The 17,894-nt window shown below is 35.2% G+C and carries 15 protein-coding genes; 7 read left to right on the top strand and 8 right to left on the bottom strand.

From position 1 onward, the window contains the following. Positions 1-107 precede the first annotated feature (107 nt). The gene (locus tag NSQ08_RS01510) at positions 108-590 is read right to left on the bottom strand and encodes a DUF1641 domain-containing protein (protein ID WP_002140332.1); all 483 of its coding nucleotides are present in this window, start codon (positions 588-590) and stop codon (positions 108-110) included. Positions 591-602: 12 nt separating this feature from the next. Continuing rightward, positions 603-3,545 carry a formate dehydrogenase subunit alpha gene (gene fdhF, locus NSQ08_RS01505; RefSeq protein WP_002029706.1) on the bottom strand — a complete coding sequence of 981 codons (2,943 nt, stop codon included), beginning with the start codon at positions 3,543-3,545 and terminating at the stop codon, positions 603-605. A gap of 295 nt (positions 3,546-3,840) precedes the next feature. On the opposite strand from fdhF, the gene fdhD reads away from it, so the two are divergent. Together fdhD and NSQ08_RS01495 are read left to right on the top strand one after the other, a co-directional pair. Next, positions 3,841-4,647, top strand: coding sequence for a formate dehydrogenase accessory sulfurtransferase FdhD (fdhD, locus tag NSQ08_RS01500; RefSeq protein ID WP_002125147.1), 807 nt, complete (start codon positions 3,841-3,843; stop codon positions 4,645-4,647). A 501-nt stretch (positions 4,648-5,148) separates the two neighbouring features. After that, entirely contained in the window at positions 5,149-5,655 is a 507-nt protein-coding gene (locus tag NSQ08_RS01495) for a GNAT family N-acetyltransferase (protein WP_002010444.1), read from the top strand. A 362-nt stretch (positions 5,656-6,017) separates the two neighbouring features. Here NSQ08_RS01495 and NSQ08_RS01490 read toward each other — a convergent pair whose 3' ends face one another. Further along, complete coding sequence (locus NSQ08_RS01490) at positions 6,018-6,140, bottom strand: hypothetical protein (protein WP_002029704.1); 123 nt, start codon at positions 6,138-6,140, stop codon at positions 6,018-6,020. 333 nt (positions 6,141-6,473) lie between these two features. On the opposite strand from NSQ08_RS01490, the gene NSQ08_RS01485 reads away from it, so the two are divergent. The 3 genes from NSQ08_RS01485 to NSQ08_RS01475 all read left to right on the top strand — a co-directional run bounded on the left by NSQ08_RS01485 (position 6,474) and on the right by NSQ08_RS01475 (position 9,345). Next, positions 6,474-7,145, top strand: a complete 672-nt coding sequence (locus NSQ08_RS01485; RefSeq protein ID WP_002010439.1) for a response regulator transcription factor — start codon at positions 6,474-6,476, stop codon at positions 7,143-7,145. A gap of 77 nt (positions 7,146-7,222) precedes the next feature. Next, positions 7,223-8,686 (top strand): sensor histidine kinase, encoded by a 1,464-nt coding sequence (locus tag NSQ08_RS01480; RefSeq protein ID WP_002188251.1) that lies wholly within the window; start codon positions 7,223-7,225, stop codon positions 8,684-8,686. Positions 8,687-8,832: 146 nt separating this feature from the next. Next, complete coding sequence (locus NSQ08_RS01475) at positions 8,833-9,345, top strand: GNAT family N-acetyltransferase (protein WP_002029700.1); 513 nt, start codon at positions 8,833-8,835, stop codon at positions 9,343-9,345. Positions 9,346-9,379: 34 nt separating this feature from the next. Here the strand turns inward: NSQ08_RS01475 and pdxR are convergent, their stop codons facing one another. Then, positions 9,380-10,780, bottom strand: a complete 1,401-nt coding sequence (gene pdxR / locus NSQ08_RS01470; RefSeq protein ID WP_340770724.1) for a MocR-like pyridoxine biosynthesis transcription factor PdxR — start codon at positions 10,778-10,780, stop codon at positions 9,380-9,382. Between the two features lie 120 nt (positions 10,781-10,900). On the opposite strand from pdxR, the gene NSQ08_RS01465 reads away from it, so the two are divergent. Beyond that, on the top strand, positions 10,901-11,827 hold the full coding sequence (locus NSQ08_RS01465) for a DMT family transporter (protein WP_002140321.1): 927 nt from the start codon (positions 10,901-10,903) through the stop codon (positions 11,825-11,827). Positions 11,828-12,008: 181 nt separating this feature from the next. Further along, positions 12,009-12,533 carry a DUF4871 domain-containing protein gene (locus NSQ08_RS01460; RefSeq protein ID WP_002029695.1) on the top strand — a complete coding sequence of 175 codons (525 nt, stop codon included), beginning with the start codon at positions 12,009-12,011 and terminating at the stop codon, positions 12,531-12,533. A gap of 286 nt (positions 12,534-12,819) precedes the next feature. Here NSQ08_RS01460 and NSQ08_RS01455 read toward each other — a convergent pair whose 3' ends face one another. The 4 genes from NSQ08_RS01455 to NSQ08_RS01440 all read right to left on the bottom strand — a co-directional run bounded on the left by NSQ08_RS01455 (position 12,820) and on the right by NSQ08_RS01440 (position 17,858). Next, complete coding sequence (locus NSQ08_RS01455; RefSeq protein WP_002029693.1) at positions 12,820-14,022, bottom strand: NAD(P)-dependent malic enzyme; 1,203 nt, start codon at positions 14,020-14,022, stop codon at positions 12,820-12,822. 59 nt (positions 14,023-14,081) lie between these two features. Beyond that, complete coding sequence (locus NSQ08_RS01450; RefSeq protein ID WP_340770716.1) at positions 14,082-15,428, bottom strand: 2-hydroxycarboxylate transporter family protein; 1,347 nt, start codon at positions 15,426-15,428, stop codon at positions 14,082-14,084. A 122-nt stretch (positions 15,429-15,550) separates the two neighbouring features. Beyond that, on the bottom strand, positions 15,551-16,258 hold the full coding sequence (locus tag NSQ08_RS01445; protein ID WP_033708776.1) for a response regulator: 708 nt from the start codon (positions 16,256-16,258) through the stop codon (positions 15,551-15,553). 1 nt (position 16,259) lies between these two features. After that, entirely contained in the window at positions 16,260-17,858 is a 1,599-nt protein-coding gene (locus NSQ08_RS01440; RefSeq protein ID WP_002029689.1) for a sensor histidine kinase, read from the bottom strand. Positions 17,859-17,894 lie beyond the last annotated feature (36 nt).

The raw sequence follows: 17,894 nt of genomic DNA, 5'->3' as shown, positions 1-17,894 counted from the left end.
CCATTTCCAATCCATCTTTTTAATAATAATATATTCCGCTTAACATGAACACTCTTATACATACAATGAAAAAGTGATGGCTACTTGCCATCACTTTTTCATTTACTCTATTTTTTCTCTAACCCTTGACCAAATGCTTTCAAGAAGCTAAAACCGAATGTAATTGCTCTATTGATATCTGGATCTTTTAACACTTTAAAGAAATCCATCACTTTTGTTTTTTTACCACTATTTAATTCCTCTGTTGCAAATTGTAATCCAGTGACTAAACTAGATGTTATTTGTTTCGTTATTTCTGGGTCCACTGAAGATAATGCCTCTCCTGCCCCCATCATATTGTTTAATGCGTTTTTTACTGGTTCACGATTCAATTGTTCAACAGCTATTTTGGAAACATCTTCTTTTGCAGCAAGTAAACTAATTGCTGCATCTAAAATTCCTGCTTTTTGCAACTGCGCTAATAGCTGCATCGTCTCTTCTACTGCTTCTCTATTCTCAGCTAGATCATTTAACAACTCATCTGTTACTTGCTGTTTTTTTTCTTCTTCTGTTACAATCTTCTTTTTAATTAAAGTAATCTCTTTTGCCATTATCTCCGCCCCCTAATTCTGGTCCACAAGTGATACGTATTGTTTTCTTTGCCACTTTCGCTCGATTTCAACACCATTTTGCGGATGACGTTTTTTATCTCTCGGGTTTGAAGATGGTAACGGACGATTTCCTTTTTCACGTAATACGCGCAGTTTCACCATTGTTTGTTTATAAGCTGGTGTACACGTATAAATGTCTGTTGCTGTTCCTGTTAAAATATTGATTGCCTCTTCATTTACTGTCGCATGCATCGGCAAATACAACTCATTTCCAGTTACACGATCTGTAACAAGCGCTTGTACTTTGATTTTTCCAAATGGTGATGCTAACTCTACAAGACCACCATCTTTCACATTGCGTTCTTTAGCAAGTTCAGGTGAAATTTCAACAAATACTTCAGACACTTTAGATAAAATACCAGCCGACTTATTCGTCATATTCCCTTCATGGAAATGCTCTAGCATACGGCCATTATTTAATAGTAAATCATACTCATCTGGTGCTATAACTGGCGGAACCCATTCATCTAGTGATAAACGTGCTAGTTTGTCTGGGAAGTTAAATCCATCTACATATAATAATGGTGTATCACTACCATCATGGCTACCCCAACATAAACTATTCCAGCCTTCTAGACGGTCGTACGTCGCTTGAGAGTATAACGGTGCAAGCGATGCAATTTCGTCCATAATTTCACTTGGACTTCCATAATTCCAGTCTCCGCCCAGTGCACGAGCTACTTTTTGTAAAATCCACCAATCTGGTTTTGAATCACCAAGCGGTTTCAATACTTCGTATAATCTTTGAATACGGCGCTCTGTATTCGTAAACGTTCCTTCTTTTTCTAAGCTTGGTGCTGCTGGTAAAATAACATCGGCGAAACGAGCTGTTTTCGATAAGAACATATCTTGAACAACAAGGAAGTCTAAATTCGCTAAAATATGTTGTACATGGTTGGCATTTGAATCTACTAAAGCCATTTCTTCTCCCATAACATACATACCACGCAGTTTTCCTTCTTCGGCCGCAAGTAACATTGCGATATTATTTAATCCCGGTTCTTTCGGAATCGTAGTACCGTATGCTTTTTCAAATTTCGCACGATGCACATCATCTGAAACAGCTTGGTAACCCGGAAGCCAGTTCGGTAATGTCGCCATATCACAAGCACCTTGTACGTTATTATGCCCGCGTAACGGATACGCACCGGCACCAGGACGACGGTAGTTACCTGTAACGAGAAGTAAATTTGAAATTGCTGCTGACGTTGTACTTCCTCCTGTATTTTGAGTTACCCCCATTCCCCAAAGTACACAAGTACCATCTGCTTCATATACCATACGAGCCATTTCTTTTAACTGAGCTTTAGAAATCCCTGTAATTCCCTCAGTATAATCAAGCGTATATTTTTCTAGCATTTTGCTATATTCATCAAAATTCTTTACATTTTCAGCTATGAACTTTTTATCGTGCCAATCTTGATCGATAATGTATTTCGTTATCCCAGCAAGCCATACATAATCCGTCCCTTGACTCGGGTGAACAAATATATCAGCACGCTCCGCCATTTCATGTTTACGAAGGTCTGCGACAATTAGTTTTTGTTCATGTAATTTATGAGCACGCTTCACTCTAGTTGCAAGTACAGGATGTCCTTCTGTTGGATTTGCCCCAACAATAATAACAAGACCTGCCTCAGCAATATCTTTCACTGTTCCAGCATCTCCGCCCATACCGACAGTTTTAAATAAACCGTCTGTTGCTGGAGATTGGCAATAACGGGAACAGTTATCTACATTATTTGTTCCATATATTTGACGAGCTAGTTTTTGCATAAGATAGTTTTCTTCATTTGTTACTTTCGAAGAAGAAATAAACCCAAACGCATCGCTACCATACTCTGATTTAATATGTTGCATATTGGATGCAACAACTTCAAGAGCCTCTTCCCATGAAGCCTCAACAAACATATCCCCTTGGCGAATTAACGGCTTTGTAATACGCTCTTCACTGTTCACAAAGTCCCATCCGAATTTTCCTTTTACACATGTGGAAATACCATTAACCGGTGCATCTGAAACAGGTTGCACTTTTAAAATTTGACGATCTTTCGTCCATACTTCAAATGAACAACCTACACCACAAAATGTACAAACTGTTTTTGTCTTATTAATTTTCGTCTTACGCATCGCGGACTCTACTTCTGAAACTGCTAAAATACTGCTATATCCAGGCTCTACATCTTTTACAAAATCAATCATTGGATTAAGCACATCTGGTTTTAAACCAGTCATAAATCCAGCTTCTCCTAGCATCGTTTTTTCCATTAATGCATTACAAGGACAAACTGTTACACATTGCCCACAGCTAACACAAGACGAGTCATTTATACTCACACCATTGTCCCAAATAACACGTGGACGGTCTAAACTCCAATCAATCGATAAAGTTTCATTTACTTGTAAATTTTGGCATACTTCTACACACTGCCCACAAGCAATACATTGATTTGGATCGTATCGATAGAATGGATGCGATGTATCCACTTCGCATGCACTTACTTTCGGTTCATATGGATATTTCTGTTCTTCAATCTCCATCATATGTACTGTATTATGGACTTTACAGTTACCATTATTGTTATCACATACTGTACAATACAATAAATGATTCTCTAATATTCGATCCATCGCTTCAGTTTGTGCTTCCTTTGCACGTTCCGATTGCCTCTCAATATGCATGCCATCTTCCAACTTCGTCGAACAGGCACGTAATAAACTTCCATTCACTTCTACAATACATGTATCACAAGTTTGAATAGGATCTACCTCTGGTACATGACAAATTTGAGGATGTTCTAAATTACTTTCGTTAAACAATTGGAGTATCGTCTTTTCACCTGATACGAAAAATTCTTTACCATCAACGGTTACACGGGCTGTCTGTTCTGTCATAGTTTCCCCTCTCCTTACAACTAACTGTACAACACAATTATGAATCCGTTTTCATAATTGTGTTGTACATATTTTTGAAGCGCCCTGTTGAAATACTTTCCTTTGGAAGTCGATTCTAGATGTTATAAGGTATAACTACGAAAGCTTGAAAATGTCGCTATTCTACAAATCTATTATATCGTACATATACAATAATAACCAAAATAATCTGCCATCTTCTTGTTAGTAGATGCTTTTGTTTTTTCGATGTTTTATGATAAATATGGAGAAAAATACATATAAAGGGGAATTTAATATGGGGCCTATTCAAGAAACATATACAATTGTACGTTATCAATCTGGTACATTTTCAAAACAAACCGATGAGGTTGTTACGGAATCTCCCATTACAATTAAATTAAATAGCGAAGAATACGTAACAGTTGTATGCACTCCTAATTACATTGAAGATATGGTAACCGGTTTTTTAATTTCTGAAGGAATTATTTCTTCTTATAAAGATATTGAAGAATTATGGATCCAAAAAGAAAACGGAATTGTCCATGTAAAATCATCAAAAATTAATCCGCTCTATCAAACTTTATATAATAAACGGTACGTAACTTCTTGTTGCGGGAAAAGTAGACAAGGTTTTGTTTTCGTCAACGATGCAGCAAAAGCAAAAAAGTTACATGATATACATATAACTATTACTCCGGAAGAATGTTTTCACCTAATGACTTCCTTACAACAATCTTCAACTACATTTCGCCAAACGGGTGGTGTGCATAATACCGCTTTATGTGATCGAAATAACATTCTTTTATCAAGAATGGATATCGGAAGACATAATGCGCTAGATAAAATATACGGTCATTGTTTACGAAACAATATCTCTGTTCAAGGGAAAATCATTGCGTTTAGCGGACGCATCTCATCTGAAATTTTGTTAAAGGTTTCAAAAATAGGTTGCGAAATTGTTCTATCTAAATCAGCTCCAACTAAACTAGCTCTGCAACTCGCCCACGATTTAGGTATTACCGTAGTAGGATTTATTCGAAATGGATCTTGCAATATTTATACACATCCAGAACGAATCGATGGCTACAAAATAAACGATTGAATACGTAAAAGAAAGTGAAAATTTAATCAGTGGAGGTTTTTTCCCTCCTCACTGATTATTAGCCCAACCAATCGGGCTTTTACGGGCAATCCGACTCCCACGAATATTTGGATAAAAATGACTCCTTTACAAAGCGGGAATTTTAGTTATAAAAATGTAACATATTAAAACCTTGAATAGTTAATAAAGTTAATATATAATTTCATTACATAAAGTGAAACTATAATCAGTGGGAGGTGTTCATCCCCCACTGATTATTAGCCTTCACCAATCGGGCTTTTACGGGCAGCAGGGCTCCCACCTAACTTCTTTGCTCCAGCCGAATTTTGAGGTAGGAGTTTTACTGCCCACAAATAGCGGGATAAATAAAATGAAAACATAGTAGCATAATCTTTTCATTCTTTTACAAATTAAGAAAGAATAGTCACAGAATACATTTAACTAAACTTAATCTTACAAAGTTAATGAATTAAATTTGAATCAATCTAGGAGGTTACAACTATGGAAATTCGCTTATTAACAACAGAGGATGCAGAAATTTATTTGAAAGTGTGTATGGAAGGTTTAATGAAAAACCCTGAGGCTTTTAGCTCTTCTTATGAAGATGTTCTTAAACAGGAAAACCCTGTCGCTGCTATGGCAAAGCGATTAAGCAATCCGGATAAGTATACTCTAGGTGTCTTCAAAGATAATGATTTAATCGGTATTGCTACTCTAGAAACAAAGCCATTTATTAAGCAAGAGCATAAGGCAAAAATCGGCTCAGTTTTTGTTTCTCCAAAAGCGCGTGGCCTCGGTGCAGGACGAGCTTTAATTAAAGCGATTATTGAAAATGCCGATAAATTACATGTAGAACAGCTTATGCTTGATGTTGTCGCTGATAACACTGCTGCAAAAAAATTATATGAGTCCCTCGGCTTCCAAACTTACGGTGTGCAAGAACGGTCCTTAAAACATAATGGCCAATATTGGGACGAAGAGCATATGGTTTTATTCTTAAATAATTAACATTTTAATATAATTTTTCAAAAGCATCTTCTTATTAATTAAGATGCTTTTTTCATTACAACAATGTAATCTTCATGTCACCTTTATCGATCGTTCCAATCCTTTCCATTCGTTATACTAAAAATATAAAGTGAAACTTCACTCAGCGAGGAGGATCCGTCTCCCGCTAATTATTAAATGAACGTATAGCATGCAATTGATATGTAGAGGAGAATGTAACATGAAACAAAAAAAACAAGCTATCTTTTTAATATTTGCTACAGCAATTGTAACTTCTGGACTGGCAATTCTACCCTGGTTTATTATATAGAACACATTAAAAAAGCTTATTGCTTCTTAAGAAGCAATAAGCTTTTTTTCTATTATAAAATCCCGAAAAATTTATTTACACAACTTATCATAATAAGCATAGATACCGCAACACACATTACAATCGCATTACGATCTTGCTTTTCTTTTTGTAAACGTTCTACTTTTTTACTCATGTGTACAATCCCCTTTATATTAAAAAAAGTGTGAGATAGGAAATTTTTCTTATCCGATGCGAGGTGAATACGAAAACCCTCTCTATCTCACATACACAATAGAATGGAATTGTCATTTTATAAATAAAATGACATGACGTTATGTCGCAACATAGGGTATTTGTGTCGCTACGTTTTCTATTATAAAAAATAGTTGTGCAAAACTAGTGCATTTTTTATGTCAATTGCCCTGATTGAAAAAATCAGCCCTCCATTCAATCACATAAAAAGAGTTTTTTATTATTTTCATGTAAACTATACAAGTAGAATGAATAGTTTGGGGTGCACAAGATTATGGTGAAAATTTTATTAGTAGACGATGAAGAACGTATGTTGAGATTGTTAGATCTGTTCTTAAGCCCTCGTGGCTATTTTTGTATGAAAGCTACTTCTGGCCTTGAAGCGCTAGAATTAATCGAACAAAAGGACTTCGATATTATTTTATTAGATGTTATGATGCCGAATATGGATGGGTGGGATACTTGCTATCAAATCCGTCAAATTTCCAACGTTCCAATTATTATGCTAACAGCTCGCAACCAAAATTATGATATGGTCAAAGGTCTGACTATGGGAGCAGATGACTACATTACAAAACCATTCGATGAGCATGTATTAGTCGCGCGAATCGAGGCTATATTACGCCGTACGAAGAAAGATGGCTTTGTTAGCTTCAATGGTATTGAGTGGGATAAAACGAAACATACTGTTACAGTTTATGGTGAAAGAATCTCACTAACTCCTATTGAATTCTCGTTACTTGGACTCTTTTTACAAAATACAAACCGTGCTTACAGCCGTGATGATTTAATTGAAAAAATTTGGGGCTATCAAACAGACATCGAATACAGAACTATCGATTCACATATTCGTAATATCCGTGATAAATTACGCAAAAAAGAATTTCCAGTTGAAGATTACTTAGAAACCGTCTATAAAGTCGGATATAAATGGAAAAGTGAATAATTACTTTAATCAGTGGGGATGGATAAAACCCCACTGATTAAAGTTTCACTCTATATGAAATAAGGTATGGTGAGAAAATGAGCAAACTTTCCCTTAAAGTTGGGACATACTTTTTAATATTAGCTTTATGTATTGAAACAATTGCCTTCGTATCTTTTTATAAGAACCTTTCAAACATACGCATTGAAGAGGAAACTCTTGCTCTTTTAGAGAAAGGAAATCGCTATAGTAAAATGATTAAAAACCGCGCGAAGTGGGGTGCATATTCTAAAGAAAGGCAACTCACAGAAAGCGCTGAACACAGTAAACGACCTAAACGTGCTGTGTACCCCGAGTTTGATATCAACACTGAGGCTGAACACTTAGTTGAATCAGAATTAATTGCTAACTCTGATATAGCTATCATTATAACAGACAATAACGGCAAAATTATTTCTACCTCAGAACCCGTAACGAAAGAAATGCAAAAACAACTTACTTGTAAAACTGAGACTATCCCAGAAGGTGGATTAATCGTTGAAAAAAACTGGAAAAAATCAAAATTCATCTCAACAGTAAGCCCGCTGGAAATTCAAGGATTTCAAGGTAAGTTATATATGTTATTAAAGACATCTTTCTTAGAAAATATGTTACTTAAACTCATGAATCAATTTCTTATCATTAGTGTTTTGACAATTATTTTAACTACTATTTCTGTCTTTGTTTTTTCTCGTGTTATTACAGAACCGCTTATAAAAATGAAGCGGGCGACAGAAAAAATGTCAAAATTAAATAAGCCGATTCAATTAGGAATTAAACGAAATGATGAACTTGGAAGCTTAGCAAAAACGATTGAAGATTTATCTAGTGAACTTACGTATATGAAAAAAGAACGAAACGAATTTCTCGCTAGTGTAGCGCATGAATTACTAACTCCATTAACCTATATGAAAGGTTATGCAAAGGTAGCAAAAAGAGATTCTCTAACGAAAGAAGAACGTGAAGAATACTTACAAATCATTGAAGACGAAACGGATAGTGTAACCGATCTCGTACAAGATTTATTTATGCTTGTACAATTAGAGCAACACCAGTTTGTTATAAAAAAACAAAAAGTAATTCTTAAACCATTTTTAGAACGAATGGTTGAAAAAACAAAAACAACATTAACAAACAAACAAATGCAACTCCATGTACATTGCAAAGATGATTTAGAAGTTTGCATAGACGAAAGACGTATGGAACAAGTTATGTTAAATTTATTACACAATGCTTATCAACATTCACCAGAAAACACTTCTATAATAATACGTGTACTAACCAGTGCGAATACTTTTACAATAAGTGTACAAGATGAAGGTGAAGGTATTCCAAAAGAAGATATCCCACATGTTTTTGATCGCTTTTACCGTGTCGATAAATCCAGAACACGAGCTACAGGTGGAAAAGGTATCGGACTGGCTGTTGCAAAAGAAATTGTAGAACTTCATAATGGTTCTATTGAAGTTAAAAGCGAATTAGAAGTCGGAACAGAATTTATAATTGAATTGCCATTTGTATAATATATGCGTGAAATCACCAGTAGTAGTCAACACTACTGGTGCTATTTTATTTATAAAACCAACTATTATAAGCTAAGCTTTTGAAATTATTCTTATTTCAATATAAAATATAGGTATAACTGTCAAAGATTTGGAGGGTGATACAATTGGATATCCATGTATTAACAAAAGACGAAGCAGAAATTTACTTAGAACTTCGAGTAGAAGGATTAAAACAAAATCCGGAAGCTTTCAGCTCTTCTTATGAAGATATTATTAATAAAGAGTGTGCTATTGAATATAAAGCCCAAAAATTAGCACAAGATGAGAACTATACACTAGGTGCATTTAAAGATGGCACTTTAATCGGAGTTGCAACACTGGAAACGAAACCATATGTAAAACAAGAACATAAAGCAAAAATCGGTTCAGTATACGTGTCTCCAAAAGCACGCGGACTTGGAGCGGGAAAAGCACTTATTAAAGAATGTCTTGAGCTTGCTAAATCTTTAGAAGTAGAGCAAGTTATGCTTGATGTTGTTGTCGGAAACGATGGTGCAAAAAAACTTTATGAGTCATTAGGCTTTAAAACATTTGGCGTGCAAGAACGTTCATTAAAATATAACGGACAATATTGGGATGAAGAGCATATGGTTCTTTTCCTAGATGAAGAAAAATAATAAAAAAACATCCTCCATTTATGAGGATGTTTTTTTACTTTCCTGTAAACCATGCTGTATATAATAATTGAATGGCCTCTTCAATTTCTTCCTCTAATAAAGTCGCAAATCCAAGCAATACTGTACTTTTGGGAGAAGTCCCTTCCTTATAATATATCGAAGCAGGATACACTTTAATACTCCTTTCAGCTGCAGCTTCCATTAATTCTTTCTCTTCCATCCCATTATGCACTTTTAATAAAATATGTAGGCCGGAATCTTCCCCTATTACTTCAATGCGATTAGAAAAATATTTTTCTAATACCGAAACAAGACGGTCTCTCTTCTTTCGGTACACAACACGCATTTTATGAATATGTTTTTCCCAATGCCCGTCATTTAAAAATTTCCTAATGATCTCTTGATCCATTCTTGAAACGCTTTGTGTGTAAAATAAATATTGTTGTTGATACTTTTTAATCAATTTCTTTGGTAACACCATATAGCTCATCCGTAATGATGGCAACAATGCTTTAGATAGCGTCCCCATATAAATAACTTTCCCGTCTGTATCTAACCCTTGCAGTGCCGGTATAGGTTTTCCCGAATAACGAAATTCACTATCGTAATCATCTTCAACAATATACCTACCTTCTTCTTTCTTCGCCCATTGTAAAAGCTGCATCCTTCTCGTGATAGGCATAATCATCCCATATGGAAACTGATGAGAAGGTGTAACAAACACAATATTAGCTGAACTATTTTCTAACTCTGAAATACAAATACCATCTTTATCTAAAGATAACATTTGAACATTTTGTTCACCCTGTTCAAAAACAACCATCTTTCGGTGGTAGCCTGGATTTTCAACTGCATAACCACTTCCTTTTAACAATTGAAATAACAACTTCACTAATATTTGCGTACCAGCTCCGATTACAATTTGACTAGCCGAACATCGCACACCTCTAGATTCATACAAATAGCTCGCGATTGCTTCTCGTAAACTTACCTCCCCTTGCGGATGTCCAATAAAAAGTAAATCTTTATTTTCAAATTGCCATACCTCGTTCGTAATTTTTCGATATACATGAAACGGAAAAGTGCTAGTATCCACACCCGTTTGAGTGAAGTCAAATTTATACACCTGCTCTTGAAAAGGTACTTCCTCTATTACCTCTTCGCTACCTTCCGCATGAATCATTTGCTCGATTTCACATACAAAATAACCTTTTCTAGAAATCGACTCAATATATCCTTCGGCAAGAAGTTGCTCATAAGCCGCCTCTACTGTATTTTTACTTACTTGTAAATATGTTGCTAGCTTCCTCTTAGCCGGTAATTTCGTAAAAGATAGAATCGTTCCATCTTTAATTTCTTTTTTTATATACTCATACAACTGCACATACAATGCCTTCTTACTATTCATATTTAAATTAGGCGTTAATTCTAACATAATATCTGACCCCTTAATAAAACTAAAATCTGATACTTTTTACAGTACCAGATTTTATATATAATTCCTTTTATCATGTCACACATAAAAAATCAAATACTAAAGAGGAGATGCATGATCATGAACAAAAGTAGACGTATCGGACTCATTATGATTATTACAGGAGCCACATTATGGGGATTATCTGGACCGATGATTCAATGGCTATTTCAACATACGAACGTATCATCAATTGATTTTTTAACAATTCGCTTGTTGCTTGCAGGAGTATTTATTTTGTCTTTCTTACTAATAAAGAAACAAAACATATTTCAAATTTGGAGACACCCTAGACATTCTATACAGCTTATTATTTTCTCTATTCTTGGCATGCTTGGTGCGCAGTACGCTTTTATCGAAACAGTTCATATTAGTAATGCCGTAACGGCAACGCTATTTCAATTTCTAGGCCCTGTTCTTATTACCATTTACGTTGCGTTTGAGCAAAAGAAATTCCCTGCTTCTATGCAAATACTCGCAATTATAACTGCTCTAACAGGGACATACTTTATTATTACAAACGGTTCAATTGAAAATATTGTTTTATCTAAAGCAGCTATTACTTTCGGTCTATTAACAGCGATTGGTTTTGCGTTTTATACCCTTCATCCGGCTTCCCTTATTAAAGAATGCGGAACAACTATAGTAATTGGCTGGGGGATGTTAATTGGAGGGATTGCACTGCTTATTTGTAATCGTTCTTTTGGGTGGAATCAGATTTCGCAGACTTTCACACTTCAAACTTTTTCTATGCTTATTCTTATCATTATAAGTGGCACTCTTTCTTTCCTTCTTTATATCGGGAGTCTTAAATATTTAGCAGCAACAGAAACAAGTATTTTATCTAGCATTGAACCACTTGTAGCTGCCATCGTTTCAATCGCTTGGCTTAATGAATCTTTTGGAGCATATCAATTATTAGGCGGAGTATGTATCGTCCTTTCTGTTATTTTCTTAACAATGCCTCAAAAAGAGAGAGAACCAACCTTTTCAACTGAACAAATATAAAGTGAAACTTTAATCAGTGAGGGGTTCCATCCCCCACTGATTATTAGCCCTCACCAATTGGGATAGAAAATGTCAAAAGAGGTCGTACAAAACTTACGACCTCTTTTTATGATTTAAAGGAATTGTCTCGTCTTCTAGCAAATACAATTACACTAACAATAAAAATTAGGAGTGTGGCACCATGAAAAAAATCGGAACTATGCTACTTTTCTCCTTCCTCATTACTGGCTGCGCGCAATCGCAACCCGATTCAACAGCACCTAAAAAAGAAGTAATAGAAACGTCATCCTCTCAAATTAACGCACCTTCCTTTTTTCACCTTAGTGTCTTAAAAGATGTAAATTGGGAAGAAGCACCATCATTCGTAGAAGGAAAAATACCGTTAAAAGGCATTGAAAGAAAAATTGCAATGGCTGATAGCTCTATTATCGCAAATGAGCAAAATGAAATAATGTGGTTCTTCCTGGATCCTGAAATGCCAACTGGAAAACTATCTATTATCGCGTTAAAACAAGGAACTACAACTCCAACACCAGTACTCTTTCAAAAAGAAACCTCCAAACAAACTTGGACTACTTCAAATACAGTCGATACAACCGTAAAGGAACTCCCTCTCGTAATGTCACTACCTTCATCTGGATTATGGGTATTAAACATATATGTGAATGAAAGATATTATGATCAATTTGTAATCAATGCCGAATAAAGTGACAAAACTGAAACACTTCCTTACAACAATGTAATTTCTACGTCACGTACTTCGATAGGTGGATTATCTCTCTTCTCTTATACTTAAAGTAAGAAATGACGCGAGGAGAGATGAAAAAAATGATAGAAGTGATCGTAGCAGTAACTGAGGTTTTAATAAATGGTAAACAAGTTGCAATGGAGTTAAATAAATAATGAAAGGGGCTTGAATAAATTTACACTTCTTCATTATTTTGATTTCTTATCTCAAAAAAAGCAGTGCCTTTTTAAGGCGCTGCTTTTGACTATTTATAACTTGGCATTTTCGTAATCTGTGCCACACCTGAATCAATGGCTGCTTTCGCTACTACTTCTGCAACACTTGGAACAACTCTTTTATCTAATGGATTTGGAATTACATAATTCGCATTACGCTCTTCGTCCGTAATTATATTAGCGATCCCATATGCTGCTGCTAATTTCATCTCTTCTGTAATATCAGTCGCGCGTACGTCTAATGCACCACGGAATATACCAGGGAACGCTAATACATTATTTACTTGATTTGAATAATCAGAACGACCAGTTCCAACTACAGCAGCTCCAGCTTCTAATGCATCTTCTGGGAATATTTCTGGAATTGGATTCGCCATTGCAAACACAATCGCTTTCTCATTCATCGTCTGTACAAGTTCTTTCGTTAATACGTTAGGCGCCGATACACCAATGAAAATATCAGCCTGATGAATTGCTTCCTTTAATGTTCCACGTACGTATTCTCGATTTGTCTTCTTTGAAACTTCGATTTGTGCTCCATTCATCCATGTTTCACCTTCACAAACAATACCTTCTAAGCTAACTAACGTAATGTGCTTTGCACCAGCTTTTAATAACAATTTTCCAATTGCAATTCCTGCCGAGCCCGCACCGTTAATAACAATTTTCACATCATTCATTTGTTTACTTACAACTTTTAGTGCATTAATAACAGCTGCTAAAACGACAATAGCCGTCCCATGCTGATCATCATGAAATACAGGAATATTCGTTTCTTCTTTTAATCGTCTTTCAATTTCAAAGCAACGTGGTGCTGCAATATCTTCTAAATTAATTCCTGCAAATGTAGGCTCTAGATTTTTCACAAGGGTAACGATTTCATCCACATCAGTCGTACCTAAACATAGCGGGAAAGCATCTACATTCGCAAAATTCTTAAATAAAATACTTTTCCCTTCCATAACAGGCATAGCTGCTTTCGGTCCAATGTTCCCTAAACCAAGTACTGCAGTTCCATCTGAAACAACTGCAACCATATTACCACGTGCTGTATAGTCATAGGCTGTTTCCTCATCTGCCGCAATTGCTTTACAAGACTCTGCTACCCCCGGTGTATAAGTCAAACTTAAATCGTCCGCTGTATTCACTTCTACTTTACTTGTAATTTCAATTTTCCCTACTAATTCTTTATGCAATAACAATGATCTTTCATTAATTTGTTTTTCTAACATACTTATAATCTCCCCTTAATTTGACAAGCTAGCTATATGAATATAGCTAGCTTGTTTGATCATGAAAACATTTTTAATAAAATTGTCGCTGTTACGACCATTGCTGCCCCGCCTAAACGCGTTGAAATTTGTGCGAACGGCATTAATTCCATACGATTTGAAGCTGATAAAATAGCAACATCTCCAGTTCCACCTAAACCACTATGACATCCAGTTACAATCGCTGATTCAACTGGATACATTTTCATCACTTTCCCTACAAGAAAACCTGACGCTACCATTGTAAGAACAACCGATGCGCATACAACAACATATCCTACCGAAAGAACTGCTGCTACGTCTTTTAAAGGAATATATAGCAATCCTAAACCGACCATTAATGGCCATGTTAAATTCTTTGAAATGAATTTATATAAATGGAATGCTCCTTGCTCCATTTTTGCTGGCATTAGATTAAAGTACTTCACAATTGCCGCTGAAAAAATCATAATGATTGCTCCTGGAATACCGATAAACTTAGAAGCGAATCCTCCGAAAATAAAGAATGTACATGCAATCAATAATCCTGCTCCCATTAATGAGAAATCAATTGGTTTTTCTGTATTTTGCTCCTTTAATAAATCTGCTTGATTGTCTGTTTTTACTAATACACCATTCCCACTAAGCTCCGGTTTCTTCTCACCTAAACGCTTCATATACCCTGCACTCACGATTGCAAACATATTTCCAATAATAGCTGCCGGAATAAGCTGTGATACAAATGTTGCTGATGATTCATTTAAAATATCACTATAAGCTAGCGACAATGGTAAAATCCCTTCTCCGATACCACCACTCACAATTGGTACGATGATAAAGAAGAATGTCTGCTTCATTTCAAATCCAAATAGTGAACCGACTAATAAGCCTACTGCTACAGAAGCTAACGTCCCTACTACTAAAGGAATAAACATACGAACGAAACCTTGTACTAATACTTTACGGTTCATTCCTAAAATACTTCCAACTACTAAACAAGAAATATATAAATATAAAAAGTTCGATTTTTTCATTAACATGGTCGCAGCTTCCATTGAAGCTGGATTCATCCAGTTAAAAAATACAAGTAACGATGGAATAAATAATGAGAGAATTGCTGGACCACCGATATTTTTTAATATTGGAATTCTCATCCCAATGTCACCTAAGAAAATACCCATGATCATAATAACTGCAAAACCACCAATCATATCTGCTGTTAATTTATTATATACAGATGCTCCATAAATAATAGCAGCCAATACTACATATAACGGTAAAGGTATAACACCGATTTTAACGTTCATAATTTTAGAAGCGAAAGATTCACTTTTCAATTCATTGCCTTCAGAAAATGATACCGCTTCCACATTCTTTTGAATTCCCATATGGCACCCCCTTGTTTTCTTAATAACAATATTAAAACGCTTTCAATAGTAAAAATAGTTTTTGTAAGTTTTGTAACTACTTTTGTAATTAAAAAAAGTATAAGCGACCTATAATAAGTCGCTTATACGTAAAAGTCTATTTTATTTTGGTCAATACACCTTAATTTACTCACCGGTCTTCCCACATTTTGATACACCATTTCATTCTCTAATACTCCGATTTCAGTCAAAAACATTACATACTTTCGAATAGAAACTCTCGAAACCCCTACTAATTGTGCCATTTCATCAGTTGTAAATGCTTGTCCATTAAGTGATTCGATTTTCTTCCAAATGAGTTGCAATGTTTGCTTTGTTAATCCTTTCGGAAGCTCTTTATAGTCAAAGGACTCTCTTTTTTCTTTTTGTAAAATTAACGAATCTAATTCCGATTGACTAATTTTTTGTTGTTCTTTCATGAAAGTAAATTTTTCTCGATACACCGTTAATGCTTCCTTAAAGCGTTCAAATGTAAATGGTTTAATTAGATAGTCTACAACTCCATATTGTAATGCTTTTTTAATACTTCCCATATCATGTACAGCTGAAATCATCATAATATCAATTTCTTTTTCTTGATTTCGAATATACATTAAAAGCTCAAATCCAGTCTCCTCAGGCATAAAAATATCAAGTAATATGAAGTCTACTCGTGACCTCTCTATCACTTCTATCGCTTCTTTAACTGAGTTAACTGCATGGACAAGTTCAAACCCTCCCACTTGCTCTAAATAATGCTTATTTAACATCGCAACCATCGGATCATCTTCTACAATCAAAACTTTGATCATCTTATCTCTCATCCCTACTTTTAGGTATTTCAATCGTTATTGTCGTTCCGGTTCCTAACGATGAATGAACATAAATTTCCCCATCTATTCGCTGTATGCTTTCCTTTACAAGATGCAAACCATACCCCCGATTATCACCCTTTGTAGAATAACCTTTTATAAATAATGCATCAATTTTATCTTCTTGTATGCCTTTCCCCGTATCTTGTACTGTAATTATTAATGTATCCCCATATTGTATTCCAACTTCAACCTGCTTCTTCTCACAATTCGTCACTGCGTCTAATGCATTATTAATTAAATTTCCGACAATGGTAATCAGTTCATGAATGATACGTTCATCATATATTTCTGGTAAGTAAGAATCCTCTTTTATAACTAACTTTATATTTTTCTCTCTAGCATAACTAAGTTTACCTAGTAAAAATCCAGCAAATACTGGGCTTTGAATTTTTTTCATAATCCCGCCAATTTCATATTGATGCTCTGATACCATACTACTTACATATTTCTGCAATTCTTCATACTGTTTCATATGTGTTAGCCCTAATACGACATGCATTTTATTCATAAATTCATGAGATTGTGCCCGTAACGCTTCCGCATATAGCCTAATACCAGTTAGTTCTTCTGCTAATTTTCTAATTTCTGTTTTATCACGAAATGTTGCGATCGCGCCAACTATTTCTCCTTTTACATATAAAGGAACACGATTTGTGACAATCGTAATTCCGTAAATATTTTGTTCTTCGTTTAATTGTACCTCGCCTGTTTGCAACACTTCTTTTATACGTGAATTTGGCATATACAACTCAACATCTTTACCAATAAAATCTTCTTCCAGTCCACTTTTTTTAAATAGCCGTTTCGCTTCATTATTAATTAACGTTACTCTCGCCTCTTTATCTACAGCAATAATGCCTTCTTTTACAGATTGTAACATCGTATTTCTTTCTTCAAGAATTTTCGCTATCCTGTGCGGCTCAAGACCGAATAAACTTTTCTTTATATGTCTAGCTAGCAATATTGCTCCTATAAGTCCGACTAGTACTCCAACTCCGACACCGATATAAATAATATGTCTACTTTCCTTAACTCTCTCTTTTACATTATCTGCCGAGATACCAACGGCCACCGCGCCAAGTTGTTCACCTGTTTCAGAAAATATAGGTACAAACACTCGCATTGAAATACCTAAAGTTCCTTCTGCTAGCGATACATGTTCCTTTCCTTTCAATGCAGGCCCTTCATCTCCCCCAATAAAATGATGACCTATTTTTTGAGGATCTGGATGTGATTTTCTTATTCCATTCATGTCCATAACTACAATAAATTGAACACCTGTGTTTTTTAATATTCTATTTGTATACGTTTGAATTGCAGAAGTACCTGCTTTCCCAATCAAACCATCAATTACAATCGAATCATTCGCCACAATATGTGCAATTGTTTTCGCTTTCTCTGCCTGGCTATCCTCCGTTGTCCGCTCTACATTATGACTAATTAATATATCTGTAACAAGTAAAGAAAAAATTACAACTGTACAAACTAACAATGTAATCGTTTTCCATAAATTCCATAGTCTTTTTCTTTTTTTCATCCCGTTAATGACTCCCCTAATTACTGAATATAAAAA

Origin of the sequence: Bacillus sp. FSL E2-8887 (assembly GCF_038007205.1) — a bacterium.
Classification (GTDB): domain Bacteria; phylum Bacillota; class Bacilli; order Bacillales; family Bacillaceae_G; genus Bacillus_A; species Bacillus_A mycoides.
The sequence above is the reverse complement of the archived record's forward strand: the minus strand, read 5'-3'. Positions and strand labels throughout refer to the sequence as shown.

Excerpts from the sequence above, each read along its gene's own strand:
- NSQ08_RS01510 (WP_002140332.1), bottom strand. The coding sequence starts at position 590 with ATGGCAAAAGAGATTACTTTAATTAAAAAGAAGATTGTAACAGAAGAA.
- fdhF (WP_002029706.1), bottom strand. The coding sequence starts at position 3,545 with ATGACAGAACAGACAGCCCGTGTAACCGTTGATGGTAAAGAATTTTTC.
- fdhD (WP_002125147.1), top strand. The coding sequence starts at position 3,841 with ATGGGGCCTATTCAAGAAACATATACAATTGTACGTTATCAATCTGGT.
- NSQ08_RS01495 (WP_002010444.1), top strand. The coding sequence starts at position 5,149 with ATGGAAATTCGCTTATTAACAACAGAGGATGCAGAAATTTATTTGAAA.
- NSQ08_RS01490 (WP_002029704.1), bottom strand. The coding sequence starts at position 6,140 with ATGAGTAAAAAAGTAGAACGTTTACAAAAAGAAAAGCAAGATCGTAAT.
- NSQ08_RS01485 (WP_002010439.1), top strand. The coding sequence starts at position 6,474 with ATGGTGAAAATTTTATTAGTAGACGATGAAGAACGTATGTTGAGATTG.
- NSQ08_RS01480 (WP_002188251.1), top strand. The coding sequence starts at position 7,223 with ATGAGCAAACTTTCCCTTAAAGTTGGGACATACTTTTTAATATTAGCT.
- pdxR (WP_340770724.1), bottom strand. The coding sequence starts at position 10,780 with ATGTTAGAATTAACGCCTAATTTAAATATGAATAGTAAGAAGGCATTG.
- NSQ08_RS01465 (WP_002140321.1), top strand. The coding sequence starts at position 10,901 with ATGAACAAAAGTAGACGTATCGGACTCATTATGATTATTACAGGAGCC.
- NSQ08_RS01460 (WP_002029695.1), top strand. The coding sequence starts at position 12,009 with ATGAAAAAAATCGGAACTATGCTACTTTTCTCCTTCCTCATTACTGGC.
- NSQ08_RS01455 (WP_002029693.1), bottom strand. The coding sequence starts at position 14,022 with ATGTTAGAAAAACAAATTAATGAAAGATCATTGTTATTGCATAAAGAA.
- NSQ08_RS01450 (WP_340770716.1), bottom strand. The coding sequence starts at position 15,428 with ATGGGAATTCAAAAGAATGTGGAAGCGGTATCATTTTCTGAAGGCAAT.
- NSQ08_RS01445 (WP_033708776.1), bottom strand. The coding sequence starts at position 16,258 with ATGATCAAAGTTTTGATTGTAGAAGATGATCCGATGGTTGCGATGTTA.
- NSQ08_RS01440 (WP_002029689.1), bottom strand. The coding sequence starts at position 17,858 with ATGAAAAAAAGAAAAAGACTATGGAATTTATGGAAAACGATTACATTG.